The 24,734-nt window shown below is 63.9% G+C and carries 27 protein-coding genes and 3 pseudogenes; 13 read left to right on the top strand and 17 right to left on the bottom strand.

Annotated elements, in window-relative coordinates:
* Positions 1 to 7 precede the first annotated feature (7 nt).
* Positions 8 to 664 carry a methyltransferase family protein gene (locus tag HWY45_RS33005; RefSeq protein WP_059883799.1) on the bottom strand — a complete coding sequence of 219 codons (657 nt, stop codon included), beginning with the start codon at positions 662 to 664 and terminating at the stop codon, positions 8 to 10.
* Positions 648 to 908, bottom strand: coding sequence for a DUF2933 domain-containing protein (locus HWY45_RS33000; protein WP_081063111.1), 261 nt, complete (start codon positions 906 to 908; stop codon positions 648 to 650). Before HWY45_RS33000 ends, HWY45_RS33005 begins: the two co-directional genes overlap by 17 nt.
* A gap of 419 nt (positions 909 to 1,327) precedes the next feature.
* Here HWY45_RS33000 and HWY45_RS32995 point away from each other — a divergent pair, with 419 nt between their 5' ends.
* From HWY45_RS32995 to HWY45_RS32980, 4 genes are all read left to right on the top strand, one after another.
* Entirely contained in the window at positions 1,328 to 1,942 is a 615-nt protein-coding gene (locus HWY45_RS32995; RefSeq protein ID WP_230946956.1) for a LemA family protein, read from the top strand.
* A gap of 2 nt (positions 1,943 to 1,944) precedes the next feature.
* Positions 1,945 to 2,793: a TPM domain-containing protein gene (locus HWY45_RS32990; RefSeq protein ID WP_059883765.1), complete on the top strand. Its 849-nt coding sequence runs from the start codon at positions 1,945 to 1,947 to the stop codon at positions 2,791 to 2,793.
* A gap of 2 nt (positions 2,794 to 2,795) precedes the next feature.
* The gene (locus HWY45_RS32985) at positions 2,796 to 3,293 is read left to right on the top strand and encodes a TPM domain-containing protein (RefSeq protein ID WP_059883764.1); all 498 of its coding nucleotides are present in this window, start codon (positions 2,796 to 2,798) and stop codon (positions 3,291 to 3,293) included.
* A 122-nt stretch (positions 3,294 to 3,415) separates the two neighbouring features.
* Positions 3,416 to 3,865, top strand: coding sequence for a CBS domain-containing protein (locus HWY45_RS32980; protein ID WP_059558567.1), 450 nt, complete (start codon positions 3,416 to 3,418; stop codon positions 3,863 to 3,865).
* Here the strand turns inward: HWY45_RS32980 and HWY45_RS32975 are convergent.
* On the bottom strand, positions 3,862 to 5,409 hold the full coding sequence (locus tag HWY45_RS32975) for a bifunctional aminoglycoside phosphotransferase/ATP-binding protein (protein WP_330996071.1): 1,548 nt from the start codon (positions 5,407 to 5,409) through the stop codon (positions 3,862 to 3,864). The two genes, HWY45_RS32980 and HWY45_RS32975, sit on opposite strands and share 4 nt — an antisense overlap.
* Before the next feature lie 570 nt (positions 5,410 to 5,979).
* Here HWY45_RS32975 and HWY45_RS32970 point away from each other — a divergent pair.
* From HWY45_RS32970 to HWY45_RS32955, 4 genes are all read left to right on the top strand, one after another.
* The gene (locus HWY45_RS32970) at positions 5,980 to 6,456 is read left to right on the top strand and encodes a universal stress protein (RefSeq protein WP_059801072.1); all 477 of its coding nucleotides are present in this window, start codon (positions 5,980 to 5,982) and stop codon (positions 6,454 to 6,456) included.
* Between the two features lie 86 nt (positions 6,457 to 6,542).
* Positions 6,543 to 6,818 carry a DUF1488 family protein gene (locus HWY45_RS32965; protein ID WP_059558577.1) on the top strand — a complete coding sequence of 92 codons (276 nt, stop codon included), beginning with the start codon at positions 6,543 to 6,545 and terminating at the stop codon, positions 6,816 to 6,818.
* Between the two features lie 179 nt (positions 6,819 to 6,997).
* Positions 6,998 to 7,432: an Hsp20/alpha crystallin family protein gene (locus HWY45_RS32960; RefSeq protein WP_059883763.1), complete on the top strand. Its 435-nt coding sequence runs from the start codon at positions 6,998 to 7,000 to the stop codon at positions 7,430 to 7,432.
* Between the two features lie 316 nt (positions 7,433 to 7,748).
* On the top strand, positions 7,749 to 8,399 hold the full coding sequence (locus tag HWY45_RS32955) for a BON domain-containing protein (RefSeq protein WP_059558585.1): 651 nt from the start codon (positions 7,749 to 7,751) through the stop codon (positions 8,397 to 8,399).
* A gap of 120 nt (positions 8,400 to 8,519) precedes the next feature.
* On the opposite strand, the gene HWY45_RS32950 is transcribed toward HWY45_RS32955, so the two are convergent.
* Together HWY45_RS32950 and HWY45_RS32945 are read right to left on the bottom strand one after the other, a co-directional pair.
* Positions 8,520 to 9,473 carry an LOG family protein gene (locus tag HWY45_RS32950; protein WP_175038324.1) on the bottom strand — a complete coding sequence of 318 codons (954 nt, stop codon included), beginning with the start codon at positions 9,471 to 9,473 and terminating at the stop codon, positions 8,520 to 8,522.
* Between the two features lie 105 nt (positions 9,474 to 9,578).
* Positions 9,579 to 9,914 carry a c-type cytochrome gene (locus HWY45_RS32945; protein ID WP_059883761.1) on the bottom strand — a complete coding sequence of 112 codons (336 nt, stop codon included), beginning with the start codon at positions 9,912 to 9,914 and terminating at the stop codon, positions 9,579 to 9,581.
* 272 nt (positions 9,915 to 10,186) lie between these two features.
* On the opposite strand from HWY45_RS32945, the gene HWY45_RS32940 reads away from it, so the two are divergent.
* A complete protein-coding gene (locus HWY45_RS32940; protein ID WP_059558593.1) occupies positions 10,187 to 10,390 on the top strand; it encodes a DUF3562 domain-containing protein in 204 nt (67 codons plus the stop codon).
* A 30-nt stretch (positions 10,391 to 10,420) separates the two neighbouring features.
* Here the strand turns inward: HWY45_RS32940 and fnr are convergent, their stop codons facing one another.
* From fnr to HWY45_RS32925, 3 genes are all read right to left on the bottom strand, one after another.
* Complete coding sequence (gene fnr, locus HWY45_RS32935; RefSeq protein WP_059883798.1) at positions 10,421 to 11,194, bottom strand: fumarate/nitrate reduction transcriptional regulator Fnr; 774 nt, start codon at positions 11,192 to 11,194, stop codon at positions 10,421 to 10,423.
* 401 nt (positions 11,195 to 11,595) lie between these two features.
* A complete protein-coding gene (locus HWY45_RS32930; protein WP_059883760.1) occupies positions 11,596 to 12,243 on the bottom strand; it encodes a response regulator in 648 nt (215 codons plus the stop codon).
* Positions 12,240 to 14,231 carry a PAS domain S-box protein gene (locus HWY45_RS32925; RefSeq protein ID WP_059883759.1) on the bottom strand — a complete coding sequence of 664 codons (1,992 nt, stop codon included), beginning with the start codon at positions 14,229 to 14,231 and terminating at the stop codon, positions 12,240 to 12,242. Before HWY45_RS32925 ends, HWY45_RS32930 begins: the two co-directional genes overlap by 4 nt.
* 243 nt (positions 14,232 to 14,474) lie before the next feature.
* On the opposite strand from HWY45_RS32925, the gene HWY45_RS32920 reads away from it, so the two are divergent.
* Entirely contained in the window at positions 14,475 to 14,945 is a 471-nt protein-coding gene (locus HWY45_RS32920; protein ID WP_059883797.1) for a universal stress protein, read from the top strand.
* A 40-nt stretch (positions 14,946 to 14,985) separates the two neighbouring features.
* Here the strand turns inward: HWY45_RS32920 and HWY45_RS32915 are convergent, their stop codons facing one another.
* The 4 genes and pseudogenes from HWY45_RS32915 to HWY45_RS32900 all read right to left on the bottom strand — a co-directional run bounded on the left by HWY45_RS32915 (position 14,986) and on the right by HWY45_RS32900 (position 17,961).
* Positions 14,986 to 15,819: a universal stress protein gene (locus tag HWY45_RS32915; RefSeq protein WP_059883758.1), complete on the bottom strand. Its 834-nt coding sequence runs from the start codon at positions 15,817 to 15,819 to the stop codon at positions 14,986 to 14,988.
* Positions 15,816 to 16,319, bottom strand: a complete 504-nt coding sequence (locus HWY45_RS32910; protein ID WP_059883757.1) for a universal stress protein — start codon at positions 16,317 to 16,319, stop codon at positions 15,816 to 15,818. The genes HWY45_RS32915 and HWY45_RS32910 overlap by 4 nt, the downstream gene beginning before the upstream one ends.
* Positions 16,320 to 16,388: 69 nt before the next feature.
* Positions 16,389 to 17,588: an acetate/propionate family kinase gene (locus HWY45_RS32905; RefSeq protein ID WP_059883756.1), complete on the bottom strand. Its 1,200-nt coding sequence runs from the start codon at positions 17,586 to 17,588 to the stop codon at positions 16,389 to 16,391.
* An 8-nt stretch (positions 17,589 to 17,596) separates the two neighbouring features.
* Positions 17,597 to 17,961 (bottom strand): annotated as a pseudogene (locus HWY45_RS32900) (hypothetical protein).
* Between the two features lie 183 nt (positions 17,962 to 18,144).
* On the opposite strand from HWY45_RS32900, the gene HWY45_RS32895 reads away from it, so the two are divergent.
* Positions 18,145 to 19,143 carry a bifunctional enoyl-CoA hydratase/phosphate acetyltransferase gene (locus HWY45_RS32895; RefSeq protein WP_059883754.1) on the top strand — a complete coding sequence of 333 codons (999 nt, stop codon included), beginning with the start codon at positions 18,145 to 18,147 and terminating at the stop codon, positions 19,141 to 19,143.
* 53 nt (positions 19,144 to 19,196) lie between these two features.
* On the opposite strand, the gene HWY45_RS32890 is transcribed toward HWY45_RS32895, so the two are convergent.
* The 5 genes and pseudogenes from HWY45_RS32890 to HWY45_RS32870 all read right to left on the bottom strand — a co-directional run bounded on the left by HWY45_RS32890 (position 19,197) and on the right by HWY45_RS32870 (position 22,784).
* Positions 19,197 to 20,576: an MBL fold metallo-hydrolase RNA specificity domain-containing protein gene (locus tag HWY45_RS32890; protein ID WP_059883753.1), complete on the bottom strand. Its 1,380-nt coding sequence runs from the start codon at positions 20,574 to 20,576 to the stop codon at positions 19,197 to 19,199.
* A gap of 91 nt (positions 20,577 to 20,667) precedes the next feature.
* Positions 20,668 to 21,310, bottom strand: a pseudogene (locus HWY45_RS32885) (TVP38/TMEM64 family protein).
* Positions 21,311 to 21,400: 90 nt separating this feature from the next.
* The gene (locus tag HWY45_RS32880) at positions 21,401 to 22,351 is read right to left on the bottom strand and encodes a universal stress protein (RefSeq protein ID WP_059883752.1); all 951 of its coding nucleotides are present in this window, start codon (positions 22,349 to 22,351) and stop codon (positions 21,401 to 21,403) included.
* Between the two features lie 83 nt (positions 22,352 to 22,434).
* Positions 22,435 to 22,571 (bottom strand): annotated as a pseudogene (locus HWY45_RS32875) (ABC transporter permease); the annotation flags it as partial.
* A gap of 21 nt (positions 22,572 to 22,592) precedes the next feature.
* On the bottom strand, positions 22,593 to 22,784 hold the full coding sequence (locus HWY45_RS32870) for a DUF2964 family protein (protein ID WP_059883751.1): 192 nt from the start codon (positions 22,782 to 22,784) through the stop codon (positions 22,593 to 22,595).
* Between the two features lie 289 nt (positions 22,785 to 23,073).
* Between HWY45_RS32870 and HWY45_RS32865 the strand changes: the two genes are divergently transcribed.
* Both HWY45_RS32865 and HWY45_RS32860 read left to right on the top strand, forming a co-directional pair.
* On the top strand, positions 23,074 to 23,550 hold the full coding sequence (locus tag HWY45_RS32865) for a universal stress protein (protein ID WP_059883750.1): 477 nt from the start codon (positions 23,074 to 23,076) through the stop codon (positions 23,548 to 23,550).
* A gap of 246 nt (positions 23,551 to 23,796) precedes the next feature.
* On the top strand, positions 23,797 to 24,734 hold a 938-nt coding region (locus HWY45_RS32860; protein ID WP_176118426.1), incomplete at its 3' end, for an AAA family ATPase.

The raw sequence follows: 24,734 nt of genomic DNA, 5'->3' as shown, positions 1-24,734 counted from the left end.
GCCGCATTCAATGTACTTGGGCCGGACGCTTCCCCCGAAGATCGGGAAAAAACCTGGGCGTGTGCGCGGCGTAGTCGCGCCATGCGGCGCCGAATCGCGCTTCCGTTTCCCGTTCCTCTTGTATCGCGAGCCGGACGTACATAAAGACCAGCACAGGGAACATCGCCAATGTCACAAGCGTGGGCCATTGCAGCAGGAAGCCCAGCATGATGATGAACAACCCGACGTATTGCGGGTGCCGAATTCGGCCGTACGGCCCGGTCGTCGCCAACGCCTTGCTGCGCTGAGCTTCGTACAGGACATGCCACGCGGCAGAAAGCAGGAAGAAACCGCCAAGGATGACGAAAAAACTGAGCAGATGAGGAAGCCCTGCATGCGGGTCGCCGTGCCGACCCGTGAGGGTCCACCAGAGGTGCCCGGAGTCATGTGTAAGCAGGTTCGTGCGCGGGAAGCGTGATTGCAACCACCCTGATAGCAGGTAAATGGTGAGCGGGAAGCCGTACATTTCGGCGAACAGCGCCACGATGAAGGCGGAAAAGCCACCGAACGTTCGCCAGTCCCGCTTCGTTGCAGGTTTGAAGAAGCTGAACGCAAAGATGACGAAGACCAGTGAATTGACGACCACCAGGCCCCATAGCCCGTAACCGTCATCGACGCGGCTCATGACTGTCTCCCGAATCAGGATGGCGGACTTTCGTTCCCTGTTCGCCGTGCCGGTGTCCATGGCCGTGGTGCATGAACCGATGCATGAGCGGACACGACAGTAGCAGCAGGTACGGCAGCACACCAAGGAAGTGGGCGCGGTGTTCGGAAAGCAAAAGGAACAACGCAATGGCTGAAAAGGCCAAGAGTGCGATCACCGACCGCGATTTCCAGAACGGTCGCGCGGCATGCGGATTGTCATCCATCGTTCGGCTCCAGGGGCGAAGCAATTTCTTCTCGGAAGCGTGGTCGCGATCAGACTGGCGGTGCAACGTTGCCTGTGTTTCCCCACGCGCGGCGATCGAGAATCCGATAGTTCTCGCATTTCAATTTATCGCTCGTTTATGTAGACGAGTTGACGTGGCTCAACAGGGCTCGAATGCGTTTCGTACGATGTATTGCCGCCCGTGCCGGGTCGCCGGCGCCGGGCGGGATGCGGCATACAGGCGGCGGAAGTCAGGCGTGGCACGCTTGACGTACGTCAAGCCGCTGTTCGTACGGATTCATACGCTGGGAACAGCGCTACCGGGTGTTTGTGAATGTCGTGTGGCCGACAATATGCGAGAGAGGTGCATGAATGATGGCGCAATCAACCATTCCGCCTGCACGACATGGTGGGGTGCGCATGTTCTGGATCGTCATGGTCGCCTCCATCCTGGCGAGCCTGACCGGGTGTGGCTACAACGCCATCCAGGCCGAGGACGAGCAGGTCAAGGCCAACTGGTCCGAGGTGCTGAACCAGTATCAACGCCGTGCGGACCTTGTTCCCAACCTCGTCGATACGGTGAAGGGGTACGCGAATCAGGAGAAAGACGTACTGACGAGTGTGACCCGGGCGCGTGCTCAGGTCGGCTCGATTCGCGCGACGCCCGAACTCATTGCCGACCCGCAGGCGTTTGCGAGATTTGAAGCTGCGCAAGGGCAACTGACCAGTTCACTGTCCCGAATGCTGGTCGTATCGGAAAACTATCCGCAACTGAAATCCGACGCAAACTTCAGGGACCTGCAGGCCCAGCTCGAAGGAACGGAAAATCGCATTGCCGTTGCACGGAACAGGTACATACGCTCCGTCCAGGCGTACAACACCACGGTGCGCTCGTTTCCGAACAATCTCACGGCGAGAGCTTTCGGCTATCCGGAAAGGCCCAACTTCTCCGTAGGTAACGAAGCGGAGATTGCGAAGCCGCCGCGTGTTGATTTCGGCTCGACACCGGCGTCCGCTGGTGGGGTGTCGAATTGAGCATGTTCCGGTTGGTGCTTGCAGTCGTTGCCATATTTTTCGCCCTCGGCGGAACGGTTGTCGGGGCGGATGTACCGGTGCCACCTCTCGTTGCGAGGGTGACCGACGAGACCGGCACGTTAACGGGCGAACAGAAGGCCGCTCTCGAGCAGACCTTGAAGGCGTTCGAGACTCGGAAAGGAACGCAGATTTCCGTTCTTATCGTCCCGACGGTCGAACCGGAAACGATCGAGCAGTTTTCGATGCGTGTCGTCGAGCAATGGAAGCTCGGACGCAAGAGCGTCGACGATGGCGTTTTGCTGATTGTCGCAAAAAATGACCACGCACTTCGCATCGAGGTGGGATACGGTCTCGAGGGCGTACTTACCGATGCGACGAGCAATCGAATCATCAGCGAGGTGATCGTTCCGCGATTCCGAAGCGGCGATTTCTATGGTGGCATCTCGGCGGGCACCGATAGCATCATGCGGGTCGTGAGCGGCGAGCCTCTGCCGCAACCCCAAAAGCGGCAACGTGAATCGGACGGGGCGGGACGCCTGCTGCCCGTTCTCTTTCTCCTGACCGTCATGGCGGGTGGCTTGCTTCGAGCGGTGCTTGGCAGATTGCCGGGCGCGTGTGTCACGGGAGGCATCATTGGCGTGATCGCATGGATTTTGTCCGGTGCAATCTTCATAGCCGCGGCAGCCGGGCTCATGGCGTTGATCTTCACGCTGCTGGGTAGTGGCATGGGGGCCGTTGGTGGCCGCTTCATCGGAGGCGGAAGCGGGCGGCTCGGCGGCGATTCGCACCGGGACATTTTCCGTGGAGGAGGCGGTGGATTCGGCGGCGGCGGTGCATCTGGCAGGTGGTAGACATGGACCTGAAACGGCTTCTTCGACATCTCCTCATGACACGCTGGCGAGTCAATGCCGCGTTCCCGCGCCGATCCCTTCGCGCCATTGAACGAGCGGTGCATGTCAGTCACGACGCACACGTTGGGCAAGTCAGATTTGCGGTCGAAGGGGCACTTCACACCAATGCGCTTCTGAAGGGAACGTCTGCCAGGGCACGCGCCATAGACGTCTTCTCTCAGCTCAGGATCTGGGACACCGAGCACAACAACGGGGTTCTCATATACCTGCTGCTCGCCGACAGGGACGTCGAAATCGTCGCGGATCGTGGTATCCACGCCAAGGTAGATAGCGGTGAATGGGAAGCGATTTGCCGGGTAATGGAAGCGGATTTCCGGCGTGGAGATTACCAGTTGGGCGTGCTGCGGGGTATCGAACTGGTTACCGAACTATTGCGGAAGCACTTTCCGGTAAGTCGTCCTCCTGTTGACGAATTTCCGAGTTCCCCGATAGTGATGTAAGCCGGGCGGGCCGAGGCGGTCAATCGCGCGCGGGGGGCGCCCCGGTCGCGCTCGCATCGCGTCGGGCGATGCCGAGGAAATCACCGCATGCGCACGACTACCGTCGGTTTGGAGAGGGAAAAATGAACGCTGCCACACTTTGCACACGTGCGGTCGCCACGTGTGGCCCACAGACACCGGTCGTCGAAGCAGCCGAAAAGATGCGCGGACTGCATGCGGGCGATCTGGTGGTGGTGCGTGAGGATCAGGGCGTCCGGATGCCGGTCGGCGTGTTGACCGATCGCGATATCGTGCTCGCCGTCGTGAGTCCGGATGCCGAGGCGCGGACGCTGTTCGTCGGCGACATGATGTCGGAGCCGGCCGTGGTCGCGCACGGCGCGGACGACGTCTGGCTGCTTGCAAGGCGAATGCGCCAGCATGGCGTGCGGCGGCTGCCGGTCGTATCGGACGACGGCGGTCTGATCGGAATCGTCACGCTGGATGACCTGATTCACGCCGCGGCAAACCTGCTGGACGAACTGCGCCTCGTCGCGGCACGCCAACCGCATCTCGAAGACAAGCGGCGAGTCTAGACGCTCTCGTCGAGCGCGGCGTCGCGGGCTTGGCCGCCCACATGGCCCCGCCTGCAACCTTGACGGCGCGCGTAACCCGAACTCGCGTCGTCCGCGAGCGTCGCGAGTAAAGGGGACCAGAATGCGTCGCCTTCGTAGGCGGCTGGCTCGACGCCGGTATCGAACCGGATCGCGAGCGCGCGCTCCGCGTCCGTCAGCGGCTCGGCCTGTGCGAGCTGCCCTGCGAGTACCGCTGTATCGGCGTCGGATGCGCCACGCCGCTGGGCCGCTCTTGCCGCGACGCGCGCATGGAGCATCACGGGGCTTGCCGAAAACGCCAGAATGATCACCCGAACCTGAAGGCGATTCGCAAGCGCGATGAATGCCGCCCGGTTGCGCTCGTGCAGGAACGTCGCATCGACGATCGCGGTATGGCCGGATTCGATCACGGTCTTCGCATGCTCGAGAAAGTGATCGTATATTCCGTCGATGGCCGCATCCGAATACGCCGCATCCGGCAATCGAGCCGCTTCCGGGCAGCCGGCGAGGCGCTTGCGCTCCACATCGCTCGACAAGCGGATGGCATCAAGTCTGCCGGCGAGCGCGAGACTTGCAACCGATTTTCCGGAACCCGACACGCCATGGCATAGAAGCAGGGAGGGTCGCACGTCGCGCCGATGCGCGACGACATCCATCGCGATGCGCACATAGCGCGTGCGCTCTGCGTCATCGCCGCGCAACCGAGCGGCAAGCGCGCGCACAAGCGCGCGATAGGTTTTGAAGAACGGCAGCACGTCGAGTGCCCCGTGATCACCCGTCAGCGCAAGCCAGCCGGCCAGCAGCCGGTGTGCACAGTCGTCGCGGCCGTGCGCCGAATAGTCCATCAACGCGAACGAGAGATCGCTGGCGACGTCGATCCAGCGCAACGAGTCGTCGAACTCGATGCAATCGAACATCAGCAGCCGGCCGCGCCAGCGGACAATGTTGTCCAGATGCAGATCGCCGTGGCAGGCGCGCACGAAACCATTCCGGTGGCGCTCGTCAAGCCGGGGCGCGATGCGCTCAAGCTCCGCTTCGATCCAGGTGCGCAGTGCCGCCTCGGACGCCACCGTCGCGTCGAGCTCATCGAGAAGCGGCAGGCATTGGGCCGTGACGCAGCCGGCGCTTCCGAAGCCGGCATGCGGTGCCCGGCGGGGGGCGTGCAGGTGATAGTGTGCGAGCGCGGCCGCCAACGCGTCGGCGTCGGCAAGGCCCTCGTCATGTCGCCTGCAGCGCGCGGAAAGCACCGCGTCTGCATCGAAACGCCGCATCCTGACGACGTATTCAAGCGACGCGTCGTTGAATCGCCCCCCTTTGGGACGCGAGCGCACATCGCTGCCGAAAGCGTTGAGCCGCCCATGAGCGACGAGCGGCTGTACACCCAGATACAGCGGCCCTGCCAACGGACGGTTGAGCGTGCATCCCGCCTGCGCGCAACGTCGCCGCCGTTCGGCCCGTGTGAGATCGACGAAACCGAGCTTCACCGGCTTGATGATCTTGTATGCGTAGCGCCCCGCAAGATACACGATCGACAAGTGAGTCTCGATCCGCCGGATCCGACCGGCGGGGTGCGCGTAGGTGGCCGCGCGCTGAAGCGCCCGATCGACCGAGCGCGCGTTGCGACGCGCGTTGCCGCCCGTCACCGTATGCGGGAGATGTCGCGAGACCGGCATGGCACGGGGACAGGAACACGCGCATGCGTTGCCGACAGATCACCCGATGAGCGGATACGCGTCGCCCGAATGCCGCGGACATGGAGCATGCTGAACACAAGGCTGAGAAGGCGTGGCAGATTTCGCACGATGGGGACTCCGAGTGACGTCGGTATGGATGGGCAGCATGTGCAGCGATTCCATGTATTCAAACGAACATTGCCGCGCCGGCGCTTGACCTGCATCAAGCGTGGCCAGTTGTTCGGGCGTGCCGCCGTCGTTGGATCGCGCCAGGGCGAGTGCCGCGCGTGCCTGCATGACCGGGCGTGCCGATCCGCCAAAGGACGCTTGACGGAAGTCAATGTTCGCGCGCGTCGAGCGTCGATGATTGTGACGCAGCCAAACGCGATGACAGGGCAAGGTTTTGCATCCGGGGAGGTTCGAATGTACACAAGGATCATGGTCGCAATGGACGGTAGTACGTCGTCGCGGCGAGCCCTTGAAGAAGGCTTGAAAATGGCCGGGCTTTGCCATGCCCGGGTTTCCGCGGTCTACGTCGTCGACAAGTCGGCGGTGTTCACCTACCCCGGACGCCTCGATCCGAACGCGTTGATCGAGGCGGATCGGCGTGCGGGTGTGGCGGTATTGCATGACGCCGAGCGAACTATTGCACGCGCCGCCGTGAACGGCGAGACGGAACTTGTCGAGACCGACAGCCTCGGCGAGGACATTGCGGAGCGCCTGCAGCGTTACGTCGATGACCACGCCATCGACCTTGCCGTGGTCGGCACGCACGGGCGGCGCGGCGTCCGGAGAATGGTGATCGGCAGCGTGGCCGAGCGCTTCCTGCGCGAATCGCGGTGCCCGGTGCTGCTCATGCGCGGTGACGATGCACCGCCCGCCGCTGTTGCCGCGGCCTAGCCGTGCGGCGCGATTGACACAGGTCAACCGTCACCAGGCCGGCGAATCTACGCTTTGTGCAACAGCCGCCGAACCAGGTGACCACCATGCAGATCTCGTTTCCTGCCGAAAAGCCGGAATACTCCGCTCCGGATCTCGTTCTGGCGTTCCCGGCCCTCGTCGAAGGTGATCGCGTGCAGTGCGCGATCACGGCCGAGGCGCTGGAAGATCATTTCGGCGCGGCTTCGCCTCGCGAACAAGACCTCGCCAACGCGTTTGCGCGCCATCGTCCTGCCATCGAGTGCGCCGCGCGCCGGATGCTCGAGGAGGTTGGCGGACACCCGATCCTGTTGCACAGCGGGTTCTTCCGGTTCTGCGCGTGATCTCGCCTGCGCGGTTGACGCGTATCAAGCAGCGGCCGGTACACGACGCTACGCTGACTTTGAACGAACAACGTTCGTCCCTCACGCGACACGCAACGTCGCGCTGACGCGTGCTTCATCGCGGGCCGCCCCTGTCGGGACGACGGCGCCGGCCCGATCACCGTTCGAGGAGTGCAAACATGAGCAACATGACGCGTTACGATCCGTTCTCGATGGAACCCGTTTCCGACCTGTTCCAGGGGCTGTTCCGGCCGCTGCGCGGCCTGTCGCTGCCGGACGAGCCCGAGCTTGCGTCGATGAAGATCGACGTCACGGAAAACGACAGTGCCTATCTGGTCAAGGCGGAACTGCCCGGTGTTGCAAAGAACGACATTGAAGTTCAGGTCACTGGCCGCACGGTGTCGATCAACGCGAAGGTCGAGCGCAGCAAGGAACAAAAGGAAGGCGAGCGCGTGATCCGGCGCGAGCGCTATAGCGGTGCGATCAGCCGGTCGTTCTCGCTCGCGGACGAAGTCGACGAGGCGACCGCGACGGCGACCTACCAGGACGGGATACTGTCATTGACGCTGCCGAAGAAGGCACCCGTCGGCCAGAAAAAGCTGACGATCAGTTGACCGATGCCTGGCCGATTCGGCGACACATCGGCCCAGGGGAGGGAGGCGGCGCACGGGATGACCCGCGCGCCGTTCGTTTCATTGGGCGCGCCTGACGTCTTGTCCGCTCAAGCGGCCGGTCGGGCACCATCCATCGGGTAGCCGGTGAGATTGCGCGCATCCATCGCATGCTTCGGCACGAGTCGATGCAACCGGCCGGCAACGGCTCGCACCGCGGCGTCTCCATTGACCTGAATCAGCGAATCCGGACCGCGCTCGTGCAAATCTGATTTTGACGCGGCGGATTTGAACGCCGTGGCTCATAGGAGAGCAGGCGATGAAAACGGACAAGCAACTGAAGCAGGAAGTACAGGAAGAGCTGGAATCCGACCCGTCCATCGACTCGACCCGTATCGGCGTCGAGGTGGCCAATCGCATCGTGACCCTGTCGGGTCATCCGCCAAGCTATGCCGAGAAGCTCGCGATCGAGCGTGCGGCGAACCGCGTATCTGGCGTCAAGGCCGTCGTGATCGACATGACCGTGCATTTGCCGAACGACGACGTCCGGACCGACGAGGACATCGCCATTGCAGTGCGCTCGGTTCTTCACTGGACGGTCGGCCTGCACGACGACACCGTCAAGGTACAGGTCGAGCACGGTTGGATCACGTTGTCCGGCAAGGTCGACTGGGCATATCAGAGCCACATGGCGGTACGTGCGATTTCCCAGATGCGCAGCGTGACCGGCGTGACGAATCACATCGCCGTGCTGGGAACGGTCGGCTCTCTCGACATCGGCGGGAACATCAAGCGCGCGATCATGCGTCACGCCGAACGGGAGGCCAAGCACATCAGCGTCGAGGTGCACGACGGAACGGTGACCTTGTCGGGGAAGGTCGGATCGTTTTCCGAACGCAAGGCGGTGCGCGGCGCGGCCTGGTCGGCGCGGGGCGTGCGTGCGGTCGTCGACAACCTTGTCGTCGACTGAACGTCATGTGCCGCCGGCATGCCGCGTAGCGGGGGCGGGCCGACGGCGGGATCAAGAAGGCGGCCCTGAAGATAGCCCTGAAGACAGCGGAGGGATCGTGCAGACGCGCTCAGTGGATTCCTACACGCGACGTCCCGTCCGGGACGTCTTGCGTCGCATCCGCGGGCGAATGCGTTGCCGCTCGTACCAATCGCCGATCGCGCGCCAGATATCCGGAGCAGATTCGCAATAGGTGAACAGCTCGAGATCGTGGCGGTCGATCATCCCTTCGTCCGCGAGGAACTCGAAATCCACCGCGCGACGCCAGTACGCTTCGCCAACGAGTATCACGGGAAGCGGAGGGATCTTGCCTGTCTGCAGGAGCGTCAGCACCTCGAACAGTTCGTCGAAGGTGCCATATCCGCCGGGAAAGAAGACCGCGGCCTTCGCGCGTTCGAGCAGATGCAATTTACGGATGGCGAAATAGTGGAAGCGGAAACACAAATCGGGCGTGATGTACCGGTTGGGTATTTGTTTCCTCGGGAGCTCGATGTTGAATCCGATGCTAGGCGCACCGCTCTCGTATGCGCCACGGTTGGCGGCTTCCATGATGCCCGGGCCGCCGCCCGTGACCACGGCAAGCCGTGCCGTGCGAACGCTGCAGGCAGCCCGCCCCACAAGGCGTCCGAATTCGCGCGCGACGCGATAGTACGCACTGTGCTCGACGAGCCGGCTTGCCTCGGCGACCGCGTGGCGCCGCTGTGCATCATGCGGCCGCTCAGCCAGCGCACGGTTCGCTTCGGCCAACCGTGCGCTCGCCACCGCCGGTGAGACCATACGTGTGCTGCCGTAGATCACGACCGCGTGACCGATTCGCTCGCATTGCAGGCGCTCCTCGGCTTTCCAGTAGTCGAGTTGCAACCGGATGCCACGCATGCCGGGACGTTTCAGGAATGCGGCATCCTCGTCGGCCGGAGCGCAGGCCAGGCGTTCGGCAAACCGGCGGCTCCGGCGTGGCAGGGGCCGCAGATCGCCGTGGATTCCGGCCGTGCGTGGCGCCGTGGCGCGAGGTTTGCCGCGCGCTTCTTGCGTCATGACGTCGAATTCGGCGCCGCGACGCGTGGGGCGCTCTCGCCGGGCATTGCTGCGGCGGGTGCCGGCGGAAACGCGCTTGACTGCATCCGACATGGGCGGCCGTGGCTATTGGCTCAGAACCCACTGTACGAGCCGGCGCGCGTCATCCCGCGACAGCGGGCCGCCGCGCTCGGCGGCCGACGGCATGGGCGTATCGCCCCAATGCGCGCGCCCCCCGAGCCGCAGCTTGATCTCGAGTTGTTCCTGCGCACGCGGAACGTCGCGATACCGCTCCGCGATCTGGTGGAATGACGGCGCGAGGAATGGCATGTCGGGTGTATGGCAGAACATGCAGTGCTGCGCGTCGACGAGCTCGGTCGGTTCGGGCACTGCCGTCTGTGCTCTGGCGACGCCGGCCAGCGCGATGATCAGGCCAGCGGCGAGTGCGCGTGTGATATTCATGTTTTTCCTCCGTCGGCGTAGAGCCCTGCATGGCACGCGCGCGGACGCGCCGGTGAAATCACCTCGTCGAGTGGCCGACGGGGAGCACGAGGCGTGTGCGGGCTGTGTCCGATGCGCAACAGCAATTGCGGCTGGCCGTCAAATTTCATCGTGTCAGCAACCGGCCTGCGGCCGTTGACCCATGTCAAGCGCGCGGGTGGCCGAGTCATGCGGCGCGCGTGCGGTGAGGCTAGTCTTGAATGGGGTGGCGCGCGCACGCAGGAGGGAGCGCGATGCAGGACGAGCGATGGTTCGAGCCGCTGCGAGAGGTGGCCCGGGAACTGGCGATCCCGGAAGACGCGCTGAAACGCTGGCTCGACGAAGAGATCAAGGATCTCGAAGAGGGGGCGCACGTGCGCGAATTCGTGATGGTGTTCGCGATTCGGCGCGTGCGCGCCCGACTGGCGGCCATTCGCTCGGCGCAACGGGAGCGCTAGCGAGGCGCACGGTGCCCGTTGAATGCGAATTCAGACTTGCGCGAGACTGTCCGGGTCGACGATGCGGATTTGCTTGCCCTGCGCTGCGACCATCCCGCTCCGCTGGAATTTCGACAGCATGCGGCTCACCGTTTCCAGCTTCATGCCGAGATAACCGCCGATTTCGTCGCGTGTCATCCGCAGGATGAATTCCGCAGATGAATAGCCCCGCGCCTTGAAGCGCGCGGAGAGATTCAGCAGGAACGCCGCGACGCGTTGCTCGGCGGTCATCGTGCCGAGCAGCAGCATCAGCCCTGACTCCCGGACAATCTCGCCGCTCATCATCTGGTACACATGATGTTGCATCGTGCGATTTTCACGGCACAGCTGTTCGAGTTGGCCAAAGGGAATGATGCAGACGGTGCTGTCTTCAAGGGCGATTGCATCGCCGTTGTGACGGCCGCTGTGCACGCCGTCCAGTCCAAGCGATTCGCCGACGATCTGAAAGCCCGTCACTTGCTCGTCGCCGTCGCGGTGCATCATGACGGTCTTGAACGAACCGGTCCTTACCGCGTAGATGCTTTGGAACACGTCGCCCGCGCGGTAGAGGGAATCGCCGCGTTTGACATGACGGGTCGTGCAGATCATCGCGTCGAGCCGCGCGAAATCGTCGGGCGTCAGATTTTGCGGCATACACACGTTGCGTAGTGCGCACGATGAACAGCGGGAAGTACTCCGTTTCGGTTGATCCTCGCGCGCCACCGAATGCAGCGGAATGATGGGGTGTAACGGCGTGGACGTCGCGACATCGACGTTGGTCAGCATCATCTGCTCCTGCAAATACGGTCAGCAGCGCACCTTACCCGTGCCATGGGCTTGACGATGTTGACCCTGTCGTATGCGACGGCGATGCTCTGCCGTCTTCATGAGAGGAGACCCGCACCGGTTTGGCCGATTGATCGATACCGCGGTTGTCGGGCGACGAAACTGCGCTTGTTCCGGGCGGCACATGCTACTTGGTTTTCTTATTGCCCAGTATGTATCGCTTGAAGCGCAAGCGAAATCAGCGAGACTTGCAGATTCGGTAGGCGATAGGGAAGCGCTGTAGGACGGTTCCTACACACCTGTCAGAATCTTGTATCCATGCGTCATGTCAACTGACGCGTTCTCCGGGGATCGGCGTTTTCCCGCGCCTTCCGCATGACAAGGGGGAATCCCGGCGATCTTCACAGGTCATCCTGATCGTCGAACAGCTTGTGTCGCATCGCGTAGCGCACGAGCGCCGCTTCGTTCGACATCTGCATCTTCTCGAGAATACGGGCTTTGTAGGTGCTGACGGTCTTCACGCTCACGCAAAGTTCCTCGGCGATCTCGGAAATCGACTGACCGGACGCAACTCGGCGAAATACGTCGAATTCCCGGTCGGACAAGCGCTGATGCGGCAGCATGTCGGTCGGCTCGTTGAGACTTTGCGCAAACTGTTCGGCCATGGCGAGGCTGACATACACGCCGCCGGCGGCGATTTTGGTCAGCGCGGCAACCAGCTCGGCACTCGCACTTTCCTTGGTCATGTAGCCGGCCGCACCCGCACGGAATGCGCGCACCGCATATTGCTGTTCTGCGTGCATCGTCAGCACGAGGATGTGCAACGACGGCTTTTCATCCTTGATCTGCTTGATGAGTTCGACGCCATTGCGGCCGGGCATCGACAGGTCGAGCACCAGCACGTCTGCATTCGTGCCGCGTACGAGCGCCATCGTTGAAGCACTATCCCGCGCTTCGCCGGCGATTTCGAAGTCGCTGGCGTTCTGCAGGATGTGACGGAGGCCGTCTCTGACAAGAGCGTGGTCGTCGGCGATGAGTACCTTGATCATGACAACACGCCCCCTTGCCGGATCGCGTGGAGCGGCAGCGTCACGGTGATCGTGAAACCTTTGCCTGGCTCGTTGTCGATCGTCACATTGCCATCGAGCATGTGCGCACGCTCGCGGATTCCGATCAGTCCGAACGACGGATGGTCGCGCGCCTTCGTCCGGCTATCCGGCGCGCCGTGGCCGTTGTCGGCGATTCGCAACAAGCAGCATCCGTCGTCGACTTTCAGCATCAACGTCACGTGCGTTGCGTCGGCGTGCCGCACGACGTTGGTCAGCGCTTCCTGAACGATCCGGAACAGCGTGGTCGCGCCGGCATTGGTGAATACCGTGTCGGCGGGATCGATATGTCGCTCGACTGCGATTCCGTAGCGATTCGTGAAATCGTTCGCGAGCCATTCGATCGCGGGGACGAGACCGAGATCGTCGAGCATCACCGGCCTGAGATCCGCCGCAATGCGCCGAACCGAGGCGACGGTGGAATCGATCAGGCGGTGCATGCCGCCCAATTGGTCGCGCACGGCGGTACCGGGCGGGAGATGCTTCGCCAGTCCCAGCTCGACGGCGGACAGATCCATCTTGAGTGCGGTGAGCTGTTGGCCGAGATCGTCATGCAGTTCTCGTGCAATGCGGGTTTTTTCTTCTTCACGGACGTTCTGCAGGTTGGCCGACAATTCGCGCAGTTCTTCGCGCGATTGCTTGAGCGCATTCTCCGCGCGGACACGTTCGGTCACGTCACGAAGCATGACCGTATACAACTTGCCGGTGCCGTCGCGGATTTGCGAAATGGATGCCTCGATGGGAAACTCGGACCCGTCCCCGCGCAGCCCGAACAGCACGCGTTGTTGCCCCATTTTCCGTTCGGAGACACCTGTCACGCCAAATTGTTCGACGTGCTTCGCGTGCGTGGCGCGAAAACGTTCCGGAATGAAACGGGACAGTGGGGCGCCGATTGCTTCCATGGCGGAGACGCCAAACACGTGTTCCGCCGCGGGGTTGAAAATCACGACCGTCTGACGTTCATCGATGGTGATAATGGCCTCCATCGACGATCGGATGATGCCCATCATGCGCGCTTCGGAAAGTGGGGCGCCGCTTCCGGGGGTATCCGCGAAATGACGTCGGGTGACGGCCTGATGGACGAGCGTGGCAAGCGCGAGCGAGACGGCGATACCCGTGAGCAGGATCACGATCGCGGCGCCGGACGTGTCGGGCAGGGCGGCGCTGTAGGCGAGTGAAAGCGACGTGCCGCCGAAAGTCAGCGTGTCCGTTCGTTTGACGAATTCGTCGTCGGGCGCGTGTCCGTTCGCGGTCAGGGCGCCTGAATAGATGACCGCCGGCGGATTGTCCGCCGTGACTTGTAAGCCAAGCTGGCTCATCGATGGCGGATCGAACAACCGTCGTACATCCAGGCCGGCGTAGACGAATCCGACGGTCTCGGCTCGCCGCTGCTCGTCGGCAGGCGCGGCAGCGCCGCCCGTATCGATCGGAAGATAAAGCGCGAAGTCCGGATGGTCCGCCGTCGTGTCGGCACGGTCGCGCACCTGCCTCGCCGCCAGTGCCGCCTTGCCGCTATCGGCCGCGCGTCGCAGCGCGCGTTGCGTCCCTGGATCGTCGTCCGCTGCTGCGCCGGCGCCGATGATGCCGAGGGTACGAACAGGCGATTGCAGGCTTTCGAGATCGAGACCGGCGACATAGCGTCGCCACGCGTCGTCGGATTGTCGGGTCGCGACGGCGAAACTACGGGCGCCTCGCAGCACGGCTGCAGCGTTGAGCAGATCGTGCTGGAGATTGAGGGTAGCGAGCGTCGCCATGCGCTCGAATTGAGCCCGTGCCGTCTCATGTGCCCGTACCTGGAGACTTCCGGCCGCGACGAGCGATCCGGCCACGCCGGCAGCGAGGGCAAGCAGCGCGGCAACAGACGCGCGGTGCATGAAGCGTACGCGGCGAGACGTCTGGGCGGCGCCGGGGAAAGATGCATGCGCGGTCATGGGCGTTCATCCCGAAGAAAATCGCCGGCGCCGGCACGCTGCGGCCGGACGCCAAGCTCGCGAAGGCTGGCTGGTACGCTTTTCTGGAGGAATTGTGCGCGGTTTGCCATGATTTCGCCAATCGGGGCGCGTGCGGGCCTGCCGTCAAGCGCCCCCGGGCCGATGCTTGACCCGCATCAAGCGGCGCAACCCGACCCGGCTCAGACTGGGAGCCGGAAACCGGACGAGCGACGGGGAGGCGGTATGTACGAACGGATCTTTGCGGCGCTGGACGGCAGCCGCGGCGCGCGCCTCGCGCTTGACGAGGCGATCCGGCTTGCCTGCGCGTCGGGCGGCCTTGTCGTCGCGGTGTGTGCCGTATCGGACGCGCCGCGGCTCACCGATATCGACAGCGGTTATGTCGACCAACGCGACCGGAACCCTCTGGATACCGACATCGCCAGCAGGGTATTGGCTGACGCCGAGACCGCGTTCCGGTTAAGCGGCGTGCGCGGGTCCGCGCATACGATCGAAACATCCGGCGAAAATGTGTCGGCTGCGCTTGCCCGAGCGGCCGCCGAATGCGATGCCGATCTGATCGTAATGGGGACACATGGCCGCCACGGCATCCGCCGGACATTGCTGGGCAGCGTCGCGGAGTCGCTGCTGCGCACGGCGGATCGACCGGTCCTGCTCGTGCGGGACAATGCCGACGCGCGTGCCGCAGCCCTGTAAACGGTGACGAGGCAGCCGGACCCGGCTGCCCCCTGACGGATTAATGCGACATCAGCACCGGCACCGTCATGCTTTTCAGAACGGTGCGTGTGGCGCCGCCGAGTACACGCTCGTGCATCCGGGTGTGGCTGTACGCGCCCATTACGAGAAGATCGGCATGCAGGTCGCTGGCCCGATTAAGCAGCGTCGCCCCCGAGCCGATGTCCGGTTCGCGCGGCGTCGTCGAAAAAGACGAGCGAACGCCGTGACGCTCGAGGTAGGCAGCGACGTCGACACCTGCCGGGGTCTCGTCCGGATCGGGGCGCTTGCGTGCCACGGTTTCGACGTTGACGGAGCGGGCGCGCGTGAGCAGCGGCAGCGCATCGGCGACCGCTCGGGCGGCCTCCCGGCCACCGTCCCAGGCAACCAGAATGTTCTCGCCGAGCTTGCGCACCCGGCCGGCATACGGCACGACGATGGCGGGACGGCCGCTGCCCATCAGCACGTCCTCGACGAAATGGTGCGCGATAAAAGTCGTGCGGTCGCGAGGGTCGGTCTGGCCGAGCACCAGGAGATCGGCATGACGCGCATGCAGTGTCGCGACGTCCGTTGCCGGGCCGGCGGGCGCCCGCCACTCGACGCTACGCCCCGCGCGTTCAGCAGCCTCGAGAAACCTGATTTCTGCCTGCTTGCGGCGCTCCTCGCACAAGCGCTCGTACACCGCGAGCTTGAGCGGTTCATCGGGGCGCATCAATGGCTCGAACAGGTCCTGGCAGACCACGTACAAACCGATCAGATGCGCGTCCCAGCGCCCTGCGAGATCGAGTGCCAGTGCGAGCCGCGTTTTGCAGCGCTCGCTGTCGTCGAGATGGACGAGCAAGGTCTTGTAGCTCATGACGGCTCCTTTTCGGTCGATGCCGCAGTGGCTTCGGCGGCAGGCTTCGGCGCGGCACGCGCGGGAATCATCAAGACGGCGCAGGTGGCGCCCCGCAGCACGCGCTCGGCAACGCTGCCCAGCATCAGCCGCCGGAAGCCGCGTCGGCCATGCGTTCCCATGACGATCAGATCGGCGCCAGCGTCCCTGGCCACGATCAGGATGCGTTGTGCGACGTCTTCGCCTGCCGGTTCGACATTGGCGATCCGCGGCGTGCCGGACACACCGTGTTCAGCCATGCGTTTCGCGGCGTCGGCGGTGACGCGCAGCCCTTCTTCACGGAATGCGTCGATCAGGATCGACGGATCGTAGCCGAGCGGGTCATAAGCCGGCACGAGAAAGTCGACTACGTAGACGGGAGTAAGCCGTGCATTCGTCTCGGACGCGAGGGTCAGCGCAGCATCGAGTGCACGCGACGATGTCTCGCTGCCGTCAAGCGCGACCAATATGTTCGAGTACATGGCAGTTCCCTTGAGCAGGCGTCGATACGTCCATCATCGGGGCGTGCGCGCCGACCTCGCTGATCTGGATCAAGCCTGCCGGTCGTCCCGCAGCAGCCGCAGCGCGTCGCGTGCGGCGATCCACGCCTCGTTGGTCGGCTCGACGACGACGGTGACTGCACTCGACTTGCGCGAGACCACATGCGCGTGCGTCGCATTGGCAGACATGTCCATCTCGAGGCCGAGCCAGCCCAGCGACGCGCAGATTCGTTCGCGCAGCGCTGCGGAATGCTCGCCGACGCCGGCCGTAAAGACCAACATGTCGAGGCCGCCAAGCAGGGCGGTCAACGCACCTGCCTCGCGCACGATCCGATGCACGTAAAGCGCCAGCGCGTCACGCGCGCTAGCGTCGCCGCGGGCCTCGCGTTCAAGGAGAACACGTGGGTCCGCAGACACGCCGGATACACCCTTGAGCCCCGACTCGTGGTACAGCATCTGGCTCAGCGCAGCGTGCGACAGGTGTTCGGTGTCGAGCAGGTGCAGTACGACTCCGGGATCGAGCGAACCGCAACGCGTACCCATCATCAGGCCATCGAGCGCCGAGAAGCCCATCGTCGTTGCGATGCTGTGCAGCTCGCGCATCGCACAAAGGCTCGCGCCACTGCCGAGATGCGCGGCGATCACGCGCCCGTGTGCCAGCCTGCCGAACGCCTCTTCGAGTGCAACGGCGAGATACGCGTATGACAAGCCGTGGAATCCGTAGCGGCGCACCCCTTTATCGAACCATGCATTTGGCAACGGCAGCAATTGTTCGTTGCGCGGCAGCGTGCAATGAAACGCGGTATCGAATACTGCGATCTGCGGGATACCGGGCAGTTCGGCGCGCAGGATATCGATCGCGTTCAGGATCCGTGGCTGATGCAGCGGCGCGAGTGGCGTCAACTTGCGAAGCTCGCCGAGTACCGCATCGTCGACGACGACCGGCGCCACATGATTCGGCCCGCCGTGCACCACCCGGTGGGCAACGGCACCCAGCGTGACATGGGGCAACCGCTCGCGTATCCACCTTGCGATCGACGTGATGACTGCATGACAAGGATCACTGGCGACGAGGGGCAGCGGGTGTTGCGGTTCGGTGCCAAAGCGGATCGACATGCCGTTACCGTCGTCGCGCGCCTCACCGTCGTAAAGGGGGCGGCGCTCCGGTGCTCCGCGAGGCGGATACGTGAACACGCCGAACTTGATGCTCGACGAACCCGTATTGAGGACGAGAAGCGCAAGGGTACGCATGGCCCCACTCAATGTGACATCGGGACCGGCAGCGTCATCGACGCCAGCACGGTACGCGTGGCGCCGCCCATCGGAAGCTCGCGCCGGAGCATGGCCCGTCAGCCGCCATCACGAGCAGATCGGTACCGGTCTCGTATGCGCGCGACAGCAGTGATGCGCCCGCGTACGGGACAAACAGCGGGCGTTCCCGAGGTTCGCGGAAACAATTCGCGGGCCCGGCCATCGCGTGGAACGAGGCGGGTTCCGTCCGATAGACCGCGGCCAGGCCGGTCAGATGCGCGCCGGACCGCAGTGCGAGCCGCGATGCGAACGCAAGGCGCGCACGAGCGCGGTCGCTTGTGTCGAAGTGCACGGCTGCGCTCTTGTCGCTCATCGCGATCGCTCCGTCGGCGGTGAATCCATCAGTGCGATTCAGTCTAAGAAGGAGGGCACCCGTGCGCTTGATTCAGATCAACGGCCGCCAAGCGTCGCAAACACACAGTGAAACGGTCGTTTTGCCGGACCGTGGCGAGCGGCGCGGAATGAGGTACCGAACAACCAGCTGGAATCGTCGCAAATGAACAATATCGTCCAGTCCGATCCGGACGACGGAACGAGCCTGCCGGGCCTGCTGCCGCCGCCGGATGGCGGACTGCCGACGCTGATTGCTAGGGCCTGCGACATGCCGCCGCTGCCCATTGCGGTCGTGCATCCGTGCGACCCGGTGAGCCTTGCCGCGCTCGCGGCGCTCGGCGATTCGCCGCTTGGCGCCGTGCTCGAACTCGTGGTGGTTGCGCCCCGGACCAGGATCCAGGCGCTGGCGTCAGCGGCAGGTATCGATCTCGCGCGCTGGACGATTCACGACGTGCCGCACAGTCACGCGGCGGCGGCGAAAGCGGTCGAACTCGCCGCTGCGGGCAGGGTGGCGGCGATGATGAAAGGCAGCCTGCACACTGACGAATTGATGGGGGCTGTCGTCGCGGCGAATTCCGGCTTGCGTACCGACAAGCGGGTCTCCCATTGTTTCTTGATCGAGACCGCCGCTTATCCGCGACCGTTCATCCTGACCGACGCGGCGGTCAACATCGCGCCGGATCTCGCGCAGAAGGCCGCCATCACGCAGAACGCAATCGACGTCGCGCACGCGCTCGGTGTGACCTGTCCGCGCGTCGCCGTACTGTGTGCGATCGAAACGGTCAATCCCGCGATGCGCTCGACGCTTGACGCGGCGGCGCTGGCCAAAATGGCCGGGCGTGGCCAGATCACGGGCGCGATCGTCGACGGTCCGCTCGCATTCGACAACGCAGTATCGCAGCGCGCAGCCATCGACAAAGGCATCGATTCGCCGGTCGCGGGCCGGGCGGACATCCTCGTCGTGCCGGATATCGAGGCCGGCAACATGCTGGCAAAACAATTGGAATACCTGGGTGGTGCGGCGTGCGCCGGTGTCGTGGTCGGCGCACGTGTGCCGATTGTGCTGACGAGTCGCGCAGATGGCGTGGCCACCAGACTCGCTTCATGCGCGCTGGCAGCGCTGCTTGCCGACGTCCGGCGCCACTCGGGCTTCCACGCCTGACGAACGCCGAGGATGTCCAAGAAGCAGCGTCAAGGCGACGTAGTCGCGTGCATTTACGTATTGGCGGGCGCGATCTCGTCGAGATCGACAATCTGCTGGTACGTCGGGACTTCGCACGACCAATGCAGTCTCTCTTCGATACGACGGCGCAATGCATCGGCTGCGGCAGGCTCGCCGTGCGTGACGAACGTCCGGGCCGGGGGACGTTGCATCGCACCGAGCCACTGCAGGATCTCCTCGTAATCCGCATGCGCGGAGAGGCTCGTGATGGCCTCGACTTGTGCGCGTACGCGCACATACTCGCCGTGAATCTTCACGGTCGGCTCGTGTGCGGCCAACGCCGCGCCGCGCGTGCCGGCGGCTTGATAGCCGACCAGCGCAATCGTGTTCCGGGCATCGGGAGCGTAGTGGCTCAGGTGATGCAATACGCGCCCGCCCGTCGCCATGCCGCTTCCCGCAACGATCACCATGGGGCCCTGGTGCCCGGAGATGGCCTTCGACTCGTCGACGGTGCGCACCATCGTGGCCGCATGACCGAGCGCATCCGCTTCCGCGATGGTCAGTCGATGCTCGAGGATATGACGTCGATAGACTTCGGTAACGTCCGTCGCCATTGGGCTGTCGAGATAAACCGGCACGCGCGACATGCGGCCGCTCGCCTTCAGGCGAGCGATGAAGAGGAGGATTTCCTGCGCCCTGCCGACGGTGAAACAGGGAATCACGACCACGCCACCCCGCGAAAACGTCTTTTCGAATAGCGCTGCGAGTTCGTTTTCCGGATTCGAAGCCGGATGCAGGCGATCGCCATAGGTCGACTCGACGACCACGAAATCGGCATGGATAGGCGGCGTCGGCGGCCGCATGATCGGGTCGTGACGTCGGCCGAGGTCGCCGGAAAAGGCGATGACCTTGTGACTCCAGCTCACGATGATGCTCGCCGCGCCGAGAATATGGCCGGCGGGCAACAGGCGAAACGACATCGCGCCACCGAGCGCAATGCACTCGTCGAACGAGCAGGGCCTGAGCAGGCGCAGCGCGCGCAGCGCGTCGTCCAGCGTATAGAGCGGCCGCGCCGGATGATGCTTCGAGTAACCGTGACGGTTCGCGAAGTCGGCTTCCTCCTCCTGTAGCCGCGCGCTGTCGCGCAGCATGATCCCGCAGAGCTCGGCCGTTGCCGACGTGCAATACACGGGGCCGCGAAATCCATCGCGTGCCAGTGCCGGCAGATAGCCGGAGTGGTCGATATGCGCATGCGTGAGAACCACGGCATCCAGCGTATCGAGCGAAAGGGGCAGCGGATTCCAGTTGCGCAACCGCAGATTCTTCGTGCCCTGGAAGAGCCCGCAATCGATCAGCACGCGCTTGCCGCCATGCTCGAGCAGATACTTCGAGCCGGTCACGGTTTCGGTCGCCCCGAGAAAAGTCAGTTTCATTGCTTGCCTCACCGGAAGTGGGGGGTGTCAGTGGTCCGATTACATCGCGGCGGTGGCTCGGGTCGTTGATGGAAATCAGCGATTTCGGTACCTATTTGCGCGAAAGACGTTCGTGATGATCGCGGTCCCGGTGTGCCGTCGGCCGGTACCACCTCAGCTTGTGACGCGTGACCAGCGTTCGCCAATCGATTTTCATGAGGAGATACAAGGAGCCGAGCAGCGCAATTTGCGAGACGACGAAATAGCCGCTGAGATAGGCGCCCCCCCGGTTGGGATTCAAGATCAAGGCGCTCGGCCGCAAACCTGCCGATATGCGCCCAGACGGCATAGGTCACGATGCGTCCGACAAAAAATGCGGCGCCGATGGTGCGCAGCGGCAAGCCGGACAGTCCGTATGCGATGAACAGATAGTTGGACGGAAACGGACTGAGCGCGTAGAGGAAGAAAACGCCTGCCGTGAGCCGCCTCCGCCTGGCGAGCCACGCCTGGACGACGTCGATGTTCTCCCGGTCGGCGCGGCGCATCCAGTGTCCCCTGACCAGGGTGCGGGCAAAACCAGCCAGTATCAGGCGTCCGACGGTCGCGGCGCAGGCGGCGACGACGGCGAACACGAACGGATTGCCGTCGGACAGATTGAAGCCGACCCACGACATGGCCATCCACGTCGGCGGGGCAAATGCCGGTATGAGGTTCAGCAGGAGAATGACGGCGAAGAGTATGGCCAGCGTTCCCACGGTGGGTCTCCGCAGTGGTGGGGGCGCCGGTTGCCGGAGCGCCTTCGGGGAGGTGTGCTCCGGCAACGGGTCGGGTTCGCGGGGTGGGGCTCAGGGTTCGCGGACATTGACGAGCAATAGCGGGACCTTCGTGATCTGCGCGACGCGCAATGCGACGCTGCCGAGCACCCAGCCGGCAATGCCGCGTCGGCCGTGCGAGCCCATGACGAGGAGTTCCGCACGCCAGTTGCTCGCCTCGCGCGCGATCGCCTGAGGCACGTCGTCGCTGGTTCGGTGCGTGTGGACGAGTGCCGTGTCCGCATGCGCCGACGTTTCGGCAAGGATCGATGCCGCGGCTGCCAGGGCCTGCTTGCCTTCTTCGATGAATGCGTTTTCGAGGACATCGATGGGAACGAAGTCCGTCAGGCGCACGGCGCGGTCGATGACGTAGATCGCCCGCAGCTCCGTATTGGCCTTGGCGTACCGGATGCCGAATTGCAGGGCCCGTCGCGCCGGCGGGCTGCCGTCGGTCGCGAACAGGATGCGATGGGGCGCCTGCTCGCCGGGCGAGCAGGAACCCTCCGGGACGATGAGGATCGGGCACCCGGCCAGCCTCGCCAGCGGTTCCGCGACGGTGCCCTCGAGCCAGCGAAGCAAGCCGTGGCGTTGGCGGGCGCCGATCACGAGCAGTTCAGCTTGCCATGTTCGGGCCGTATCGAGCAGCGCCTGTACGACATCGCCATTTCGTCTGGAAAGATCGATGACTTCGGTGTCGACAAGGACGTCGCTGCGGGTGAACGTGTCGCGGGCCCGGCTGAGCGCGTCGCTCGCGTCCTGGAGCAGTTCCGCGCGTGCCGAGTCCAGATAGGCCGCCGTTGTCGCCCCGGTGGGTACGAGCGTGCGCGGATTCTCGGCCACGGAGACGATGCGCACCTGCCCACCCGGCGGGACGATATTCCGTGCGTATTTCAGCGCCTGGTCGGATGAGGCCGATCCATCGATGGCGATGAGCATCTTGCCGGGCGGCGCCGGGATGCCGTTGCGTGAGCTGTCGGAAGTCATCTGTGAACCTCCAGGGTCGGTCTGCAACCATTTTGGGAGATTCTGTCCCGCAGACAACGCAACGGCTTGATGCCAATCAACGAACCATCAGTGCTGCGCACCGCGTCCAGCACGTCGTCCTGCATGCCGATGCGGTTCGCGACCGTCTTGACGGCGGGATCCATCCCCTTATCTTCGCGCCGATGTCGATGACGGATGCGGACGACTTGTTCAGGATTCCGATCGTGGCGGCATGCCGCCGTCATTGCTGGTCCCGCGCAGTCGGATTGAGCAGTGCGACAAAGACGACGATGCTTGCAATCAGCGCGACGATTGCGTACGAAAATATCCGCTCATCGCCGAACAGCATTCCATGCACGACGCCCCCCAGTGCCCCCAGCGTAACGAATACGCTCAGTGTCGCGAGTACGATCCGGAACTGCTTGCGTATCATGACCGCCTCCTGAAGAAAGGCCACCGACGCCTCGCATCGCAGATGCGCGCCGTCGGGACCGCTGCCAGCTCAGATTCTGGGGAAATGATCACGTTCCGGAGCACGGCACGATTGATCTGTATCAACGGACGATTGGTCGGCGCCGCTGGCATCCGCACCCTGGGAATCAGGGGCCGCCCCAGGCTGTCGAGCATGTTTGACTGATATCAACGCTGCCGTCGTCCCACCGTCGATCATGTCGACTGGCCAACGGCAACACTGGCGCTTGGCTTATTTTCGCAAGGCTCGCATGTACCGGAAAATCATGGTCGCGATAGACGGCAGCCCATCGTCAATGCAGGCACTCAAAGAAGGCCTGGAGGTAGCCAAGCTTTGCGGTGGGTATCTGTACGTCGTTTACGTGATCGACCAATCGGCATTGTTCACACTTGCCGGCGGGTACGACCAGGAAGCATTGGTTGCCGCGATGCGACGGGATGGTGCCGGGGTGCTCCGCGGTGCCGAGCAGGCCATCGCAGATGCAAGCGCCGCGGGTGATACGGCGCTCATCGAAACCAAGCGTATCGGCGAAGACATCGCGGGACGTTTACAGCGCTACGCCCAGGAGAACACCGTCGACCTCGCTGTGCTCGGTACGCATGGCCGGCGCGGAATCGAACGCATGCTGATCGGAAGTGTCGCCGAGCGCTTCCTGCGCGGCGCGATTTGCCCGGTTTTGTTCACACGCGGTGAAGACCCGCAGCCGGCGGAAACGGTGATTTTCTGACCGGATCCAGGTCGGCATTCACCACTGTTCCCCCTTACGTCGAGGAGAGGCCACGATGAACCGCTCGAATCCGCGGCCCGCTCGCCGCTTTGGGCGCCGTGACGAGCGCGTGCCGCCCCATGCGATGGAAAGTTATCGTGATCGGAGGTGCCCGAAGGGCGCGGTGTACTGTGAAACAAGCGGCAAGATCCACGACGGCGGCCGCCGGCCGTCGCGTGCGATTGCCTGCGCCGCCGGTTCGATTCTATGAAAAAGGAATTCGACTATTCCGGCGTGCTGATCGCGATCGGATTCATCGTACTGTTCGCGGTTCAGTTCTTGACGTCGCATCAGGCGACGACATCGATCGCGTACAGCGATTTTCATCGGCTCGTTGACGCGCGGCTCGTCGACGATCTCGAGATCGGCCCGTCTTCGATCTCCGGCGTGTTGCGAATGCCTGAAGCCGGGGCGATGCTGCCAGCCTCTGACGTCGCAGCCGTGAAGCAGGCCGGCCCGCCGTGGCGCTTCACGACCAACCGCGTCACTGACGACCATCTGGTCGGCACGCTGACGGCGGCCGCAATCCGTTATCACGGCGCGCCGGACACGGGCTGGCTTTCGGCACTCGCATCGTGGGTGCTGCCGCTGATCGTCTTCGTGTTCATCTGGAACATGATGCTGCGCAGGCGAGGCGGGCCGCAAGACTTCAGCGGGATGGGCAAGAGCCAGGCGCGCGTGTACGTGCAGCAGGAAACCGGCATCACGTTCGACGACATCGCCGGCATCGACGAGGCGAAGGCCGAACTGCAGCAGATCGTCGCGTTCCTGCGCAACCCGGAACGCTACCAGCGGCTTGGCGGCAAGATCCCGAAGGGCGTGCTGATCGTCGGCGCGCCGGGCACCGGCAAGACGCTGCTCGCGCGCGCGGTGGCCGGCGAGGCGGCCGTGCCGTTTTTCACGATCAGCGGCTCGGCGTTCGTCGAGATGTTCGTCGGCGTCGGCGCCGCGCGCGTGCGCGACCTGTTCGAGCAGGCGCAGCAGAAGGCGCCGTGCATCGTGTTCATCGATGAGCTCGATGCGCTCGGCAAGGTGCGCGGCGTCGGCGTGATGTCGGGCAACGACGAGCGCGAGCAGACGCTGAACCAGCTGCTCGTCGAGATGGACGGCTTCCAGGCCAATTCCGGCGTGATCATCATGGCCGC

It is taken from the genome of Burkholderia stagnalis, assembly GCF_902830275.1.
Classification (GTDB): Bacteria; Pseudomonadota; Gammaproteobacteria; order Burkholderiales; family Burkholderiaceae; genus Burkholderia; species Burkholderia stagnalis.
Note: the sequence above shows the minus strand (reverse complement) of the source record. Positions and strands in the feature narration are given on the sequence as shown.